Genomic DNA, 16240 nt, shown 5'->3' on the forward strand with positions numbered 1-16240 from the left:
GATTTAAAACAACAACACAACCATCAGGAATAAGATTTTTTTTACGGAAGATTAAGCCAGTTTGATAAACCCCTTGAGGCAGTGGCCGCAAGTATCGCTTTATGGGTAGAAAGAAAAGCACGGTAACACCGGGTTATTTGCCCAGGAACTTTCTTACCTCAGTAACCAGGTTGCCTACGTGTTTAACTGCCAGTCTGATAGATTCCGGTCGTACTTTGAAATTTTTGGACCAATACTCTACTTCGTAATATTCAGCAATATTGATCTCATTGTTGTTAATCTTGCTTTCTTCGTAACTGTTTTTCATGGTTTATTCTATTAGGTTGCTACAGAACAATAAATAAGATAAAATGTTTTTGAAGCTAAAAAACAACCGCTTTTAGCGGAATCGGTTGCGCTGGGCATTCCACCATGGCATACTATTGCTTGCTCCATAAGCCCGGAAAGCAGCCATCCGCTTTTTGGCCACAACATAGCTACAACTAAATGGTGCTTTAAGCAGAATGGAGAATTCTTTACCTTGTTTAGTTACTTTCTCTATTAGATCTCCCCTTACGATGATTTCCCTTCTGATCATAAAAAATGTCTCGGTAGCTAAGGCTGCGCTGGTTGCTTTCATTGAGCTATACACCCAGGGAACAGGTTGATTGTCGCTATTGTAAGCAATAGTACAATCTCCCTGATAAATAACCAATGCGATATCAAAGGTAATTTTTGGGACCGGAGGCAACTCCTGCTGCTTGCGGTTATTTACTGCAAATATCTTTCCGGCCCTACGATAGAACCTGCGGATGATGCCAATATTAAAAAAAACATAGGCAGAGGAAACGGCCAAAGAAAAGTAATGTTGTTTCGATGAGAAAATTTTCATAATGATCATACGCAAACCTGTATCCCTTTTGGGAGATTATACAACCTAATTTATTTTTATTCCCCTTTGTCTATTCAATGCTCCTTGGATGTTGGGTCATTCTCCTTTGACGTTAGGTTGTTCTCCTTGGGTGTTGAGCTGTTCCACTTTGGTGATATATGGACTTTAACAGGCTTTAAACACAGAAAAGCCTTATAGTTTTGCGACCAGTTAACGGTGCCATAGCGCACGTATTTTAAACAAAACAATAAATATTATGAATCAAAATTGTACAATGGCTAATTATGCCTTTAGCCAGTCTGGAGTTGATGCGCTCTTGCAGGAAATTTATCAGTTACCAAAATTTGAGTTGAAAGCTGAAGCGGAATCCATGCTTTTGAACTTCCAGGAATGGATGGCTGCACGCTTTGACTTAAAGCCTTCACAGCTTAATTTTGTTAAAAACCTGAATGCTGAAACGCTGGCGCTGACCGCTACAGCATGCAGTTTTGCGCTGGCAAATCAATTGCCTATTTATTTGGAGAAGCAGGTTAAGGAAACTACAAATCCAGAAACGGATCCGTTTAAAACACTGAAAACAAGCAGCAACCTTAAATCGAGCAGTGCAAATGACGGCAGCTGGGTTGTTTCTGGCTACGTGACCGTAAGTATCGGCTACGGAAAGGATTAAAAACTGAGGATGCCTGAAAAGGCATCCTTTCCTTTATTTCATTTGGAAATGTGGCTAAGTGGCAAAATTTTTGTAAATTGATACAAATTGAGTCATACCTAAAATAGCCAGATGAATAAGTATCCAGTTCCGGAAAATGAGCAAGAGCGGTTAAAGTTTCTTAAGGATTATGAGATACTGGATTCCGGTAATGAATATAAATTTGACCGGATTACTGAACTAGCCTCTATCATCTGTGAGGCGCCTATTTCTTTGATATCCTTAATTGATGAAAAAAGACAGTGGTTTAAATCGAGGGTAGGTTTGGATATTACAGAGACGCCAAGGGAGCTGTCTTTTTGCCAATATGCCATTATGGGAGATACATATTTTGAAGTCCCCGATGCTAAAAAAGACGAAAGATTTGTAGAGAACGAGCTGGTTACCGGTGATCCAAACATCCGCTTTTATGCAGGGTATCCTTTAATAGACCCTAATGGTTACGCGCTGGGCACATTGTGCATCATAGATCAGCAACCCAAACAGCTGAATGACAAACAAAAGAGGGCACTGGAACTTTTGGCCGAGGAGGCAATCGCGTTAATTGTTGAACACAGGAAGAAGAAAGAACTAGACAATTTTGAAAAGCTCTTTAAGATCTCCAATGACCTGATCTGTATTTTAGATACAGATGGCTTGTTCAAAAAGGTAAACCCAATGTTTGAACATTTATTGGGCTGGAATAAAAAAGACCTGAAAACGAGATCATTATATGACCTGATACACCCTGAAGACCTAAAACTATCCAGGACTGAGATCATGAAGTTGGCAAGCGGGGCAAATACCATTGTACTTGAGCATAGGCTGCAGACTAAAACAGGTGATTATAAGACACTGCAATGGGTAGCAACACAAGAACCAAATACGCAAAATGTATTTGGGATTGGTCGCGATATGACCGAAGAACGCCTTCGGGAAGCTAAGCTGATCATTAGCGAAAAAAGATTACGTGCATTTTTTGAAAACTCTCAAGGCCTGATGTGTACGCATGACATTAAAGGTAACTTCCTTTCTGTAAATTACGCAGGTGCAGCAATACTTGGATACACCACTAAAGAGATACTGAGTTCCAGTTTATATGACATTACACCACCCCAACGACATGCTTTTGTAGATGCCTACCTGAAACAGATTACGGAAACAGGGAGTGCGGAAGGACAAATGCTAACCAATCATAAAAATGGTGCTGCGCGCATTTGGATGTTTAAGAATGTACTAGAGATAGTTGCCGATGGACCATCATACGTAATTGGAAATGCGATTGACATTACAGAACGCGCTAAGTTGGAAAAAGAGCTGGATCGCACCAAACAGTTTCTGGATGATGTTTTGCACGCCGCATCGGAAGTTAGCATCATTGCAACGGATGAACAAGGGATCATTACCGTATTTAATACCGGTGCAGAAAAGCTTCTTGGCTATACTGCAGTCGAGATGATAGGCAAAAATACGCCCTACATGATCCACCTTCCGGAAGAAGTAAACAAGAAGGGAAAGGAACTGAGTCAAACCTATGGTACTGAAGTATCGGGATTAAATATTTTTATAAAAAATGCGGTGAGGCATGGTTCTGAGCAGAACGAATGGAGCTATGTAAGGAAAGACGGACAAATTCGTAAAGTATCGGTAGCCACCACACCGATAAGAAACAAGGCGAATAAGATAACTGGCTTTCTAGGTATTGGACTAGATATCACCTCTTTAAATGCACAACGAGAGGAGCTAAAAATAGAAAAAGTTAGGGCAGAGGAAGCAAATGTTGCCAAATCGGAATTTCTGGCCAATATGAGTCATGAGATTCGAACCCCCTTAAACGGCGTGATCGGGTTTACAGACCTTGTGCTGAAAACTAAGCTTAACGAGACGCAACAGCAATACTTATCCATTGTAAACCAATCGGCCAATGCCCTGCTTGGCATCATCAACGATATCCTGGATTTCTCCAAGATTGAAGCCGGTAAGCTGGAGCTTTCTATTGAGAAATGCGACCTGTATGAAATGAGTGCACAGGCTACGGACATCATTACCTACCAAATCCAAACGAAAGGGCTGGAGATGCTGCTAAATATACCTTACGACCTGCCCAGGTTTATATGGACGGATTCTGTAAGGTTAAAGCAAATCATGATCAACCTGTTGAGCAATGCTTCAAAATTTACAGAAAAAGGCGAGATCGAACTTAAAATAGAAATCATTGGGGAGCAGGAAGAGTTAAAAATATTTAGGTTTAGTGTGCGGGATACGGGTATTGGAATTAAGTTAGATAAGCAGGAGAAAATATTTGAGGCCTTCTCGCAGGAAGATGGTACGACTACCAAAAAATATGGAGGAACGGGACTTGGGCTAACCATATCCAACAAACTGCTGGGTTTGATGGGCAGTAAATTGGAGCTGAATAGCATTGCAGGTAAAGGAAGTACCTTTTACTTTGATCTTACCCTACCGGCAGAAGCAGGCGATGCGATTGAATGGAAAGACATTGACCACATCAGGAAGGTACTTATTGTGGACGACAATGAGAACAACAGGATGATCCTGAACCAAATGTTGCTGCTGAAACAGATTAAGAGTGATGAGGCTAAAAATGGTTTTGAAGCCTTGCAATTCCTGGCAAAGGGTGAAGAGTACGACGCCATTATTATGGATTACCATATGCCATATATGGATGGGCTGGAGACGATTAAGAAAATTAGAGCCAACTTTGAAATTGGGGATAAGGAACAGCAGATTATTTTACTGCACAGCTCTTCTGATGACGAATTGCTACAAAGCGCTTGTAAGGAGTTGAATGTGATTCACACCATGGTGAAGCCTATTAAAACAGAGGATATCTATAATGTACTCTCCAGGCTTGACAAGGAGGAACAGTACCATGTAGAGGTTAAACAGGCCGAGCTCACCAAGACAGCAGCAAAAGTAAACATCCTGATTGCAGAGGATAATGCGATTAATATGCTGCTTGCGAAAACGATTATCCGGAGAATTGCGCCCAATGCAGCTATATATGAAGCGGCGAACGGATTGGAAGCACTGACCTATTGCGAGACCAATAAACCGGATTTGATCTTAATGGATGTACAGATGCCGGAAATGAATGGATATGAGGCCACAAAGCAAATTAGGCTAACTGAAGCCGGGAAGAACGTACCGATACTTGCCCTTACTGCCGGAAATGTAAAAAGTGAGAAAGAGAAGTGCCTGGAAGCGGGAATGAACGACTTTATTCTTAAACCGATTGTAGAAAGCACCCTTGCCCTTGCTTTTGAGAAATGGTTGCACTTTTATGATGTAAAACAGGCAGCCCACCTGCATTTTGATAAGGCGCAGATTATAGCAAACATTGGCAACGACGAGCGACTGATGAGGGAAGTGATTCAGCTAACACGAACAGAGCTTTCTGACTCTGCTGAAGCCATAAATAGCTTGGTTGCTATCAAAGACTTGCCTGCGCTAAATGCAGTTGGTCACAAATTATATGGAACAGCCATGACCTCTGGGTTAAAGCTATTAAGTGGCGTAGCCAATGAATTAGCCCACCTGGATAATGCTGATGATGATCAATTGGAATTGCTAAATGAAAAATTACAGGGAGAGATTAGGGTTTGTTTGAAATTGTTGATTTAAAGTCGCGCATCTACAAATTCACGAGGGATAAAGGATTTGATGTCGAATATGACCGCACCTTGTTCTTTATAGCTTTTGTAGTCAATGGTTAAAAACTCATTGTGTGCGACTGCAACGATCACCGCTTTATAGTTCTCTTTAGTCAATTCTTTTTTTAAGTTGATACCATATTCTGCTACTACCTGTTCGGGATTAGCCCATGGATCATATATATCAGGCAGCAATCCAAATTGGCCAAGTTCTTTATAAATATCTATTACCCTGGTATTGCGGATATCCGGACAATTCTCTTTAAAGGCGAAACCCAGGATAAGTACCCTTTCGCCCTTTATTTTATCCCCTTTGGCAAGAATAAGTTTAACAACTTTATTGGCGATGAAGATACCCATGTCTTCATTAACCTTACGGCCCGACAAGATGACTTGTGGAACGTAGCCTAAAGCATTAGACTTGTAAGCCAGATAATAAGGATCTACACCAATGCAATGCCCGCCTACTAGTCCGGGTTTATACTTTAGAAAGTTCCATTTGGTTGCTGCAGCCTCCAGCACATCTGACGTATCAATATCCAATTTATCGAAGATCAGTGCCAGCTCATTTACAAAAGAGATGTTGACATCCCTTTGGGCATTCTCTATTGCTTTAGAAGCCTCCGCAACTTTTATACTGGGGGCCAGGTGTGTACCTGCACTGATGATCTCTGCGTACAAATTATTTATAGCGATGGCTGCTGCTGGCGTAGAACCAGAAGTAACCTTTTTAATTTTGGTGAGGGTGTTAATTTTATCGCCTGGATTGATCCTTTCAGGAGAGTAGCCACAAAAGAAATCCTGGTTGTAGATTAGTCCGGAATATTGCTCCAGCACAGGCACACAATCCTCTTCTGTACAACCTGGATAAACTGTAGACTCATAGATTACCGTGTCACCCTTCTTTAATACCTTGGCAAGCATTTCTGTTGCCTTGAGCAACGGATTAAGATCTGGGTTCTTAAAAGCGTCCACCGGAGTTGGAACAGTTACGATGTAAATAGTATAACTTTTAAGATCTAGCTGATTAGAAGAAAGGATAAGCCCTGTTTGAGATTGATCAGTATTTAAAACTTCTTTTAGGGAGGTTAGATCTGCTTCTTTGGTAATATCATGATCAGCGAGTAATTCATTTATACGTTGCTGGTTGATATCGAAACCCAGCACATCATGTTTCTTCGCAAACTCTATCGAAAGCGGTAAACCTACATAGCCTAGGCCTATAACTGCAATTTTTTTAGGGGTTGCTGGTGACATGGTATAAGTAGGTTTATTTAGGCGGGCTTAGAAGTCTTGGTATAGGTTTCTAAATGTACTTCTTAGTCCGAAGGTAATAAGCTGCGTGTTTTTACTCGTCAGCCCCTCACTGCTTTCCCTTCTGTATACCCCTCCAATTTCCAGTCTGAGGTTGTACTTAGGATTGAGCAAGTACGCTGTCTTAAGCTCGGCGAAGTATAGGTTTGTTTTAATGCCCTGGCCAACATGACTACCATATTGCACAGACCGGGTTTCATAACTCAGGTTTATGTTCTTACCATAATTTGTTCCGGGAGGATCTAAACCATATCTGGCATAAGAAGCTTGTCCTTGAAAATCAAATCTTTGATAACTATAGTTCATAATGCCCAATAACTCCCTAAAGTTTGCTCCAAGCGGATGTGCTAAAGGCTGGTTCATCCCAGAATAGTTGCTTATTCTTTGAAAATGAGCGTAAGTATAAGGCCGTGCAGTATTGAATTCAACCAAATAATTAAGGCTTTCCACATTAGCTAAATCAGACCCACGAAAACCCAATTGTGCAGCCCATTTATTAGCCCAATAACCATTTCCAGCAAATACCTCTTTAGCTGTGAATTCGTCAAACATAAACTGTCCGTAAATAGTAGTTTTTTCTAATAGTTCATAATGGGTATTTAGTCCTATACGGAGTTTATCTGGAGAACTTACGTTTGCACCCTCAACAGGCCTTAAGAAAACAAAGGGATTAATATAATTGAAATCAAAACCACGCTTGCCTTCAGGTTCAGCATCAGCCCATGTTACGGCTTGAAAAAATCCTAAGGACAATCTGTTATTAACATTCCAATCCAAATATTGAATGGCATTCCATTTACCCCTGTCTCCTAATCTCCTATCGGAGGTGAACTTAGGTGCACCTGGATCCAGCATATAAGCAAAGATGGTTTGATATTGAACATTCCCCAGAGAGGCTCTTAAGCGCAAGAAGGAATAATTAGCAGCAACATCCGAGAGCAGCATCGAACGATAACCATCACCAATAAAATTCTTGTCATACCCTAAAGCAATATTTAAGTATTTGCTTGGAGTGAACGATAACAATGCCGTAGCATAAGCCCAGTCTTTCGTTCTATTGGCCAATTTCCCAGACATTTCGCTTGGGACAACCTGATTACTATCTATATATTCTGTAATATAATTGGCAAACACACCTTGATTTTCGAATCCATTGGTATAGAAGGAGAATTTCTTCCCGATGGTTCCTCCGACTTGAAAACCTCTGGTATTCTTCCAGGTAGTTTTTGATTGGCTAAATTCTTTTCCTATTTGAAAATCGGGTAAGAAATCTGCATACACTGTATATTCAGGTGTTTCTACACCAAACAGATGTTCTTCTGTTACCTTTCTTCTCAACCAACTTCTTTTGTTTAGACTGTCGGTTCCCAATTTCATTAATTCAGAATACCGGGAATTTAGCAGACTATCATCCAAATAAAAGCCCTTAATAGCGCTATGTAACCTAGAATTACGATCGTAAACCTGCTTGTTAAGCTTTTGGTAAAATGGGTACGAGTAGGGGATATTTTGATTAGGCGTTTTATCTTGAGCATTTGATATAATAAACGTCAAAAGTAAAAGGTTAAAAATTAATAATTTTCTCATTTAATAGATAATAACTTATTATTTGGACTCAATTGAATCCAGTTCTTCAAATTTAGAATTTTGGCTCTTATACTCCTGAACCAAGGCTTTCATTTTAGTAACAACTTGTCGGTCTTCACTATTTCTTGCTGAAGCAATTAAAGAATATATTGCTGTCTCCACCTCAGAAAATACATACTCGCGTACTTTACCTATCATGATTTTTTCATGATGCGTAGGCATTGTGTTTTCTTCATCATTGAGTAGTTCTTCAAATAACTTTTCTCCAGGACGCAATCCTGAGTATTCAATTTTAATGTCTTGATTAGGTATAAGACCAGCCAAGCGGATCATCTTTTTAGCCAAGTCAACTATTTTAACCGATTTACCCATATCGAAAACGAAGATCTCTCCACCCTTACCCATGCATCCAGCCTCCAACACCAATCGACAAGCCTCTGGAATAGTCATAAAAAACCTAGTAATATCTGGATGTGTAACTGTAACAGGCCCCCCTTTTTCAATTTGCTGCTTAAATCTTGGAATAACGGACCCGTTAGACCCCAATACATTGCCAAATCTTGTTGTGATAAACCTTGTGATCGGCTTAACGTTTAGCTCATTAATATAGCTAAGGCCATTTTGGAAGATGTGACTATCTGCACTTAGAGAATTATTCAATGATTGGACATATATTTCCGCAATGCGCTTCGATGCCCCCATCACATTTGTTGGGTTAACTGCTTTGTCGGTTGAAATCATTACAAATTTTTGAACTCCGTGTTGAACCGACTTATCAGCAATGGTCTTAGTACCAAACACATTTGTTTTGATTGCTTCGCAGGGATTATCCTCCATCATCGGTACATGCTTGTACGCCGCTGCGTGGTAAACATAATGAGGCTTGTAGTTACTAAATAAATCCTCCATCCGTTTTTCATCCCTTACATCACCTATATAGGAATGAAAATTCTTATCCTTATAAGTTTCTGAAAGTTCCAAATGTAGTTCGTGAAGTGCACTTTCAGATTGATCATTAAGGATAATCAATCCAACTTCAAATTTCAGCAACTGGCGTACAACTTCACTACCAATTGAACCGGCAGCGCCAGTAATAAGAACTCTTTTGTTTTTTAATTCCGTCCCGATACCATCTGTATCAATGTGAATAGATTTTCGATCAAGGAGGTCTTCGATATTTATGTTTTGGATTTGCGCAGTTTTAAGCTCCCCGTTAATCCATACATCTGCAGGAGGTATATTTAAGACTTGTATACTATTCTCCAAACAGACATCAACTATCTGATTTTTCTTTTCAATTGGTATTGTATAGGAAGCAAAAATAATCTCATCCAACTCATGCTCGATGATAAGATTAATTAAATTCTTGGCATCTAATATTCGAACCCCATCGATTGTTTTGCCAACTTTTCTATCATCATCATCAACAAAAGCGATAATATTCTTATTGACACGATTATCATGATCGAAGGTCCTTTTGGTGGCAACACCAGCTTCACCAGCGCCATATATCATCACTCGGACTTTATCCAATTTCAAATTCTTGATATACATGAAGAAAAATTTGACAAGAACCCGGTAAGTAATTAACAAAAGAAAGCTAGCTAGACCGTTTACAACTAATGTACTGCTGGAAATATATTGATGCCGTCCAAAAGCCACAATAATCATATTCAAAAAGAAAAATATACCATTACCGATAAGTACAGAGAAAAGGATGCGAATGCTATCCTGAGCACTGGTATACCTAATTATACCGGAATAGGTCTTAACATTGAAAAATACAACACTATTTATCGCAGTAACAAAAACTATATTCCTGCTAAATTCGATGAAGTCTAAACTAGAAAGGTCAAAATTGTATTTAATCAAATACGCCAAAGACAAAGACACCATGCATATCAGCAGATCCAGGCAAAAGATGATCCAACGAGGGACTATATTGAGTTGAGTAAACAAGTTTGAAAATTATAGAACAAAGCTAAACAAATTTCATGCTAATTATACAATTAGCGATAACAACCTACCGACTGAATCTTTATGTAGTAAAAACAATACCATAAAGATCGTTAAGAATACATTAGCCTAACAATCGAGTTTTCCCCTCTATGTAAAATCTTAATCCCACAAATATGAGTCCCCAAGCAACAGCAAAGTATAATGCAAGGAGGAGTGAATCCTTTAGAAAAAAAATTACAAGTAAGTTAACAATCAATTGTGTGAAAGCATATCCAGAAGCCACATAGAGATGTGGAATTTTTATTTCGTTGGAAAGATATTGATAAAAGTGACTCCGGTGGGCCACAAAAATATTCTCACTACGAATTAGTCGAAATAAGATTGTCGTTAACGTGTCGAGACCATAAGTTATAAGCAACAAAAGAAACACTGGATTTCCTGATGTAAGGATCAATTTTGTGAGCAGAAATACCAGAATGAAAGCGATACTAACGCTACCAACATCACCTGCGAAACACTTGGCCTTAGTTCTAAAATTAAAAAAGGCGAATACCAAAACTGCCAGAAGCACCGTAATTAGCAGATTTTCTATAATGAAATTACTCAAATAAATATCAATATACCAAAGAGTAATTAAGCATGTAAATGCATATATCACCGTGATGCCGTTAATTCCATCCATAAAATTAATAGCGTTAATTATACCAATAGCTACAATTAAAGAAAGAATAACAACGTAAATGGTAAAATTAAAGACGCCTGCCTGGTAAAAAAGTAATCCTACAGCGATAAGATGAAACGTTAATCTGATTTTATTACTTATAGGCTTAATATCATCTGTAAAGCTAACTACAGTTATAATGATTGCGCCTATCAAAAAAAAAGGATATACCACCCCGAAAAATAACATATAAATTAGTAAAGACATTGTAAATACAATCCCTCCCCCTCTAATAGTTATTAACGTATGAGAGCTCCTGTGATTAGGCTTATCAATGATATTATAATAATTTGCCAGCTTGAAATAAATAAGTTCAAGTGCAAATAAACACAGTAATATAATGATGTTAACGATAGCAGACATGGAATTTTATATCTCGCTAAGCTAGTTAAATCTACAAGCAAAATCAATTGGAGCCTCAAATTAAGGCAATTTAAATGATTTCGCCGTTATTGCTAAACCCTCCCTGGAGCTAAGTGGAAAATCCTTTTTTATAGCGCTTTTTATTTTACAATTATTAACGATGTAGTTTTCAGTAAGTTTATTTAATCGCTCTGTACTCAGAGGTAGCCTGATTTGATCTCCAATTTTAGCAATTAATCGAATTAACAAAGAAGGAATATTCCATAATCTAGGGCGCTTTGCCAAAGATTCTGACAGAATTAATACAACCTCATTTGTCGACAAAACCTCATCGTCACAAACATTGTAAATGCCGCATGGAATACGATTAGCAACAAGTTCATTTATGACAAAACACAAATTCTCTACACTTAAGTAGGACCTTTTGTTTTCAAAGCTGGCAAGTGGATAAGGAATACCTTTCTGAACAAAATTATATAGTAGGTTTAGATTCCCTTTATTACCCGGCCCATGGATCATGCAAGGCCTCAATATGTAATAAAATTTGCTAGCTATCAACGGTTGATTTTGAATATATTGCTCCGCCATCAATTTAGATTTGCCATAATCAGTCACCGGGCTAGGAATGCTATCTTCATTCAACATCCCATCAACAACATCAGCGGACGCTTTTACAGAACTAACGAAAATAAATTTCTCAGCATCAGACTCTAAAAAAGCATCATATAGCCTTTTAGTTAGTTGATAATTTATTTCATAATACTCGTCAGGACTTGATGATTTTTTTAGGTCATGTGCTTTACCAGCCAAGTGAATAATTACTTTAACGCCATTAAAATCCGCAGATGAAATATTTTGCAACACTGATCGGGTTGGGGTAAGAAAATCAATTGCTAAGTTCTTAAAATATCTCCGCAAATTCTCACCTACAAACCCAGTTGCACCAGTAATCAATACGCTCATTTTAATAGATTAGGTAACGAAATATGGTTAATGATTCTGTCCCATTTTTCGGCTAGTAAAGTCAAATTATGCTGTCTCCTCACATTTCGAAAAGCATTTTCCCTCTTTTCAGCTAAATTGTTCCGATCATTTATAATTATTTTCAGTTGACTATAGAAGCACTCAGCAACGAGATCTGAATCTTTATTCTTCTGTATGTTCTCCATGTAATCGCCCACTGCCAAGTCTTCTGCATTCAGGACTTCGGCGTTATTAATAATCCACCCACTATCAAGTGTTCTAATTAAAGTTGACAGATCTGACCACTCTGGTGCGATAGCTAAAATCGCCATTCCGCCAGCCATCATGCCATAAGTTTTACTTGGCAAGCATACCGTTGCACCCCCTGGACTTAGGGAAACCATACCAATGTGGAAATTTTTAATATCTTCGCGCCATTGCGCACTTGGAACTGCTGAAATAACCTTAACTGGTAATCCATATAGGGACTCCTCTAAAAACTGAGCCTGCGCACCACTAACATAAAAATTAAATTGGACAAATTGAGCAATATCAGAACTACAAACAAATTTAATTGATTTGATCAAGGAATTGGCGTCATGCAAATGACCTAATTGCCCCCCATAATGAAGTATAATTTTGTCGCTATTGATTTCATTATTAAATTCATTAGAATACAAATCAAGATCTGTTGATATATCTATAATATCACTAAAAGGTGCTCTCCCCCACCTACTTTCAGCGTGTTCTTTTAAGAGTTGGCCTAGATATACAGTAGCATCACATTTGGCTAAATTTCGTTTCATGACTTTTCCTATCAAATTTGAGATAAAGGAATGAGGCTTTATCGCTCCTGCGATCTCAATAGCGTCAGGATACAAATCATATAACAAATGAATTACTTTCCCTGATTTAAATTTTAAAAATAGGTAAACTAAATAAGGAGCAAAGAAATTGTTACTTGTGACTACAAATATGCTAGCTTTTTTAGAAGCTAACACCTTGTAAATAAGTAAAAATGGGTAGAGAATATACATTTTTATCCTTAACCACACTTTTAACAATCCGCCCGTCTTTGCTAGCTTCCGATAATTCTCTTCAGAAACTAGAAAAGTCGATCTAACCTTATAGCCGGACTCTGAGATCGTTCTTCCCAGAAAAAAGAAATAATCTATTCCAACATTACTACAAATATATACCTCTAATTCCTTTTCAGCCATGACTGATATATTTCTTCGAATGTAGTTTGCAAAGATTTGGTAATATCCCAATTTGGGTAATGTGACTTCATTTTCCTTAAGTCACTATAATAGCAGATATGATCGCCTATCCTGTTAGTCTCATCGTATTTATATTTCATAGGCTTACCACTAATTTTAGAGATAATGTCGAATGCTTCTAAAATTGAACAAGTATTGTCTTTTCCGCCCCCTAAATTATAAACTTCAGCTATTCTAGGGGCTTTTATAAATTCTTCAATAAACCTTGCTACATCATAGGAATGAATATTGTCCCTGACTTGTTTGCCTTGATAGCCGAATACTGTATATTCCCGTTCCTCAAGATTACATTTAACTAAGTAACTTAAAAATCCATGCAATTCTACGCCCGTATGATTTGGCCCTGTTAAACAACCTCCGCGTAAGCATGCTGTAGGCATACCAAAATAACGACCATATTCTTGGACGGAAATATCTGCAGATACCTTTGATGAGCCAAAAAGTGAATGTTTAGTTTGATCAATTCTAAATGATTCTGGTATGCCATTCAAATAAGTTGGATCAGAGTAATCAAATCTGTTTTCTAATTCAATCATTTCGATTTCATTTGGTGCATCGCCATAAACTTTATTTGTGGACATATGGACAAAAGGAATTGACAGACTGTGTTGCCTAGTGGCTTCCAATAAATTGAATGTTCCCACAGCATTTGTGTCAAAATCATCAAATGGTATAGCGGCCGCTCTATCATGACTGGGTTGAGCGGCGGTGTGTACAATTGCATCTGGATTCATTGTTTTAATCAATGTAATTACTGCTGATCGATCTCGAATATCTATTTCATGATGATGAAATTGTAAAATAGATCTTTCCAATCTCTGCTGGTTCCACCTTGTATCTCCATTCGCTCCAAAGAAAACAGCTCTTTGATTATTATCGATCCCGTGAATTTCCCATCCCAATTCTGCAAAATGAATACATACTTCTGATCCGATTAATCCTGAAGATCCTGTTACTAAAAGCTTTTTCATATATTCTATTTTGAATATTTTCTATAAATTAATTTTGGTAAATATTTAACGACGTTCCAGCGGAAGCTTAACTTTTTAGTCATTCCATTTGAGCTAACCAATTCAGTAGCTGTTGAAACATTGTTCTGGTGTTTTCTATACCTAGTGTAGGGAAAGTTTAAAAACTTAGCTTTAAAAAATAAGTCAGACACAAATCCCAACCATATGTCATGCATTGGTATATCTTTTGGGAACGGTATCGCCAAACTTAAGACTTCCCTTTTAAATGCCATACAGCAACCATAATAAGTATTTTTTTTAAAATTTTTAAAAATCCCTGGTCCGGAGGCAATTGTGGAAAAATAAGAACCCATAATTAAACTGCCATTTTCATCAATCAAAGAATGGTCGCAGACAACGACATCATGACTTTTAAGGACATCTAAAAATTTGCTCACTCTCCCATCTACCCATTCGTCATCCTGGTCTGACAAAAAAATGTATTCATTAGAAGCCAATTTTAGAGCATTTTCAAAATTAAATATTGCGCTTTTAAACTTTTGATTCCCAAATATTTTAATTCTATCGTCTTCAAAAGATCTCGCAATTTCAACTGTGTCATCTGTAGACGAATCATCTGAAATAATAATTTCATCAAATGGCCCCAATTGTTTAAGAATTGTTGCTAATTGTCCATGTAGGTATTTTCCTCCATTATAAGTTGCGATACATACGGAAACCATAGTTAATCAGGTATTATTTAATAACCGGTGAAAAATTCCCTGATAGAGCCGGAGACATATTCAATCTGGTCTTTTGTCATTTCAGGGAACATTGGCAATGATAGAACTGTATCTTGGTATGAATTCGCTACAGGAAAGTCTTCAGGATTGTACTTTAGGTATTTATAAGCCTCCATGTTATGCAAAGCAACTGGATAGTGAACAGCAGTCTCTATACCTTTTAATTTAAGAAAATTTGCCAGTTGATCACGCCTTTTTGTACGGATTACATACAGATGATAGGTATGTTGGGAATTTGGTCTGGTCTTAGGAAGTGAAATTTCTACAACATCAGCTAATAAATCAGAATAGACTTTTGCATTGACGATTCTTTGCTGAGTCCACTTTAAAATATGCGGAAGCTTTGCAGATAAAATTGCCGCTTGAAGGCCATCCAATCTACTATTTATTCCTTCCATCTTATGCTGATGCTTCTTTAACGCCCCGTGCCTGGCATACATCTTACACTTCAAGGCAATGTCATCGTCATCTGTAATGATACAGCCAGCGTCCCCATAAGCACCAAGATTTTTTCCGGGATAAAATGAGAATGAACCTGCTATTCCAATAGTCCCGACTCTAATTCCTTTATATTCGGAAAAATGGGACTGGGCACAATCTTCGATTATAGGCAAATTGTATTTCGTTGCAATCTTTGCAATTTTATCCATCTCACAAACCTGTCCCTGAAGATGGACCGGTATAATCGCTTTGGTTCTGGGACTAATAGCAGCTTCCAAAAGATTTTCGTCCAAAGTATAGTATTGTGGGTCAATATCTACAAAAACGGGCTTGGCGCCTGTTTGTGTAATGGTTTCGGAAGACGATATCCAGCTGTTCGCCACGGTGATTACTTCATCATTCATACCAACCCCCAGCATTTTCATCAAAATAAAAAGGGAGTCTGTGCCATTTCCAACGGCTATACAGTGTTTTACACCATATAATTCTGCAAATTTACGCTCAAACTCTTCTACAAATTTACCGCCAATAAAAGCAGTTTCAGAAATAACACTTTCTATCGCGGTATCGATTTCAGATTTAATATCCTGATATTGTGCTTTCAGGTCAACAAACGGAACTTTCAT

13 protein-coding genes are annotated in these 16240 nt (G+C 38.1%); 2 read left to right on the top strand and 11 right to left on the bottom strand.

Annotated features, from left to right (window positions below; translation table 11 throughout):
* Positions 1–133 precede the first annotated feature (133 nt).
* Positions 134–307, bottom strand: a complete 174-nt coding sequence (locus ACVWYN_RS00385) for a DUF3606 domain-containing protein (RefSeq protein ID WP_457286836.1) — start codon at positions 305–307, stop codon at positions 134–136.
* Between the two features lie 72 nt (positions 308–379).
* Positions 380–871: a hypothetical protein gene (locus ACVWYN_RS00390; RefSeq protein WP_457286837.1), complete on the bottom strand. Its 492-nt coding sequence runs from the start codon at positions 869–871 to the stop codon at positions 380–382.
* A gap of 256 nt (positions 872–1127) precedes the next feature.
* On the opposite strand from ACVWYN_RS00390, the gene ACVWYN_RS00395 reads away from it, so the two are divergent.
* A complete protein-coding gene (locus tag ACVWYN_RS00395) occupies positions 1128–1541 on the top strand; it encodes a hypothetical protein (RefSeq protein WP_457286838.1) in 414 nt (137 codons plus the stop codon).
* A 111-nt stretch (positions 1542–1652) separates the two neighbouring features.
* Complete coding sequence (locus ACVWYN_RS00400) at positions 1653–5204, top strand: PAS domain S-box protein (protein WP_457286839.1); 3552 nt, start codon at positions 1653–1655, stop codon at positions 5202–5204.
* Here the strand turns inward: ACVWYN_RS00400 and ACVWYN_RS00405 are convergent.
* From ACVWYN_RS00405 to ACVWYN_RS00445, 9 genes are all read right to left on the bottom strand, one after another.
* Positions 5201–6490, bottom strand: a complete 1290-nt coding sequence (locus ACVWYN_RS00405) for a nucleotide sugar dehydrogenase (protein ID WP_457286840.1) — start codon at positions 6488–6490, stop codon at positions 5201–5203. The genes ACVWYN_RS00400 and ACVWYN_RS00405 overlap by 4 nt on opposite strands.
* 27 nt (positions 6491–6517) lie before the next feature.
* Positions 6518–8134 carry a gliding motility protein RemB gene (locus tag ACVWYN_RS00410; protein ID WP_457286841.1) on the bottom strand — a complete coding sequence of 539 codons (1617 nt, stop codon included), beginning with the start codon at positions 8132–8134 and terminating at the stop codon, positions 6518–6520.
* Positions 8135–8152: 18 nt separating this feature from the next.
* Positions 8153–10093, bottom strand: a complete 1941-nt coding sequence (locus ACVWYN_RS00415) for a polysaccharide biosynthesis protein (RefSeq protein ID WP_457286842.1) — start codon at positions 10091–10093, stop codon at positions 8153–8155.
* Between the two features lie 121 nt (positions 10094–10214).
* Entirely contained in the window at positions 10215–11021 is an 807-nt protein-coding gene (locus tag ACVWYN_RS00420; RefSeq protein WP_457286843.1) for a UDP-GlcNAc--UDP-phosphate GlcNAc-1-phosphate transferase, read from the bottom strand.
* A gap of 216 nt (positions 11022–11237) precedes the next feature.
* The gene (locus ACVWYN_RS00425) at positions 11238–12140 is read right to left on the bottom strand and encodes an NAD-dependent epimerase/dehydratase family protein (protein WP_457286844.1); all 903 of its coding nucleotides are present in this window, start codon (positions 12138–12140) and stop codon (positions 11238–11240) included.
* Positions 12137–13360, bottom strand: a complete 1224-nt coding sequence (locus ACVWYN_RS00430) for a hypothetical protein (RefSeq protein WP_457286845.1) — start codon at positions 13358–13360, stop codon at positions 12137–12139. The genes ACVWYN_RS00425 and ACVWYN_RS00430 overlap by 4 nt, the downstream gene beginning before the upstream one ends.
* Positions 13342–14391 carry an NAD-dependent epimerase/dehydratase family protein gene (locus tag ACVWYN_RS00435; protein WP_457286846.1) on the bottom strand — a complete coding sequence of 350 codons (1050 nt, stop codon included), beginning with the start codon at positions 14389–14391 and terminating at the stop codon, positions 13342–13344. Before ACVWYN_RS00435 ends, ACVWYN_RS00430 begins: the two co-directional genes overlap by 19 nt.
* A gap of 5 nt (positions 14392–14396) precedes the next feature.
* Positions 14397–15113, bottom strand: coding sequence for a glycosyltransferase (locus ACVWYN_RS00440; protein WP_457286847.1), 717 nt, complete (start codon positions 15111–15113; stop codon positions 14397–14399).
* 17 nt (positions 15114–15130) lie between these two features.
* On the bottom strand, positions 15131–16240 hold the full coding sequence (locus tag ACVWYN_RS00445; RefSeq protein ID WP_457286848.1) for a DegT/DnrJ/EryC1/StrS family aminotransferase: 1110 nt from the start codon (positions 16238–16240) through the stop codon (positions 15131–15133).

This window comes from Pedobacter sp. UYP24 (assembly GCF_054057295.1).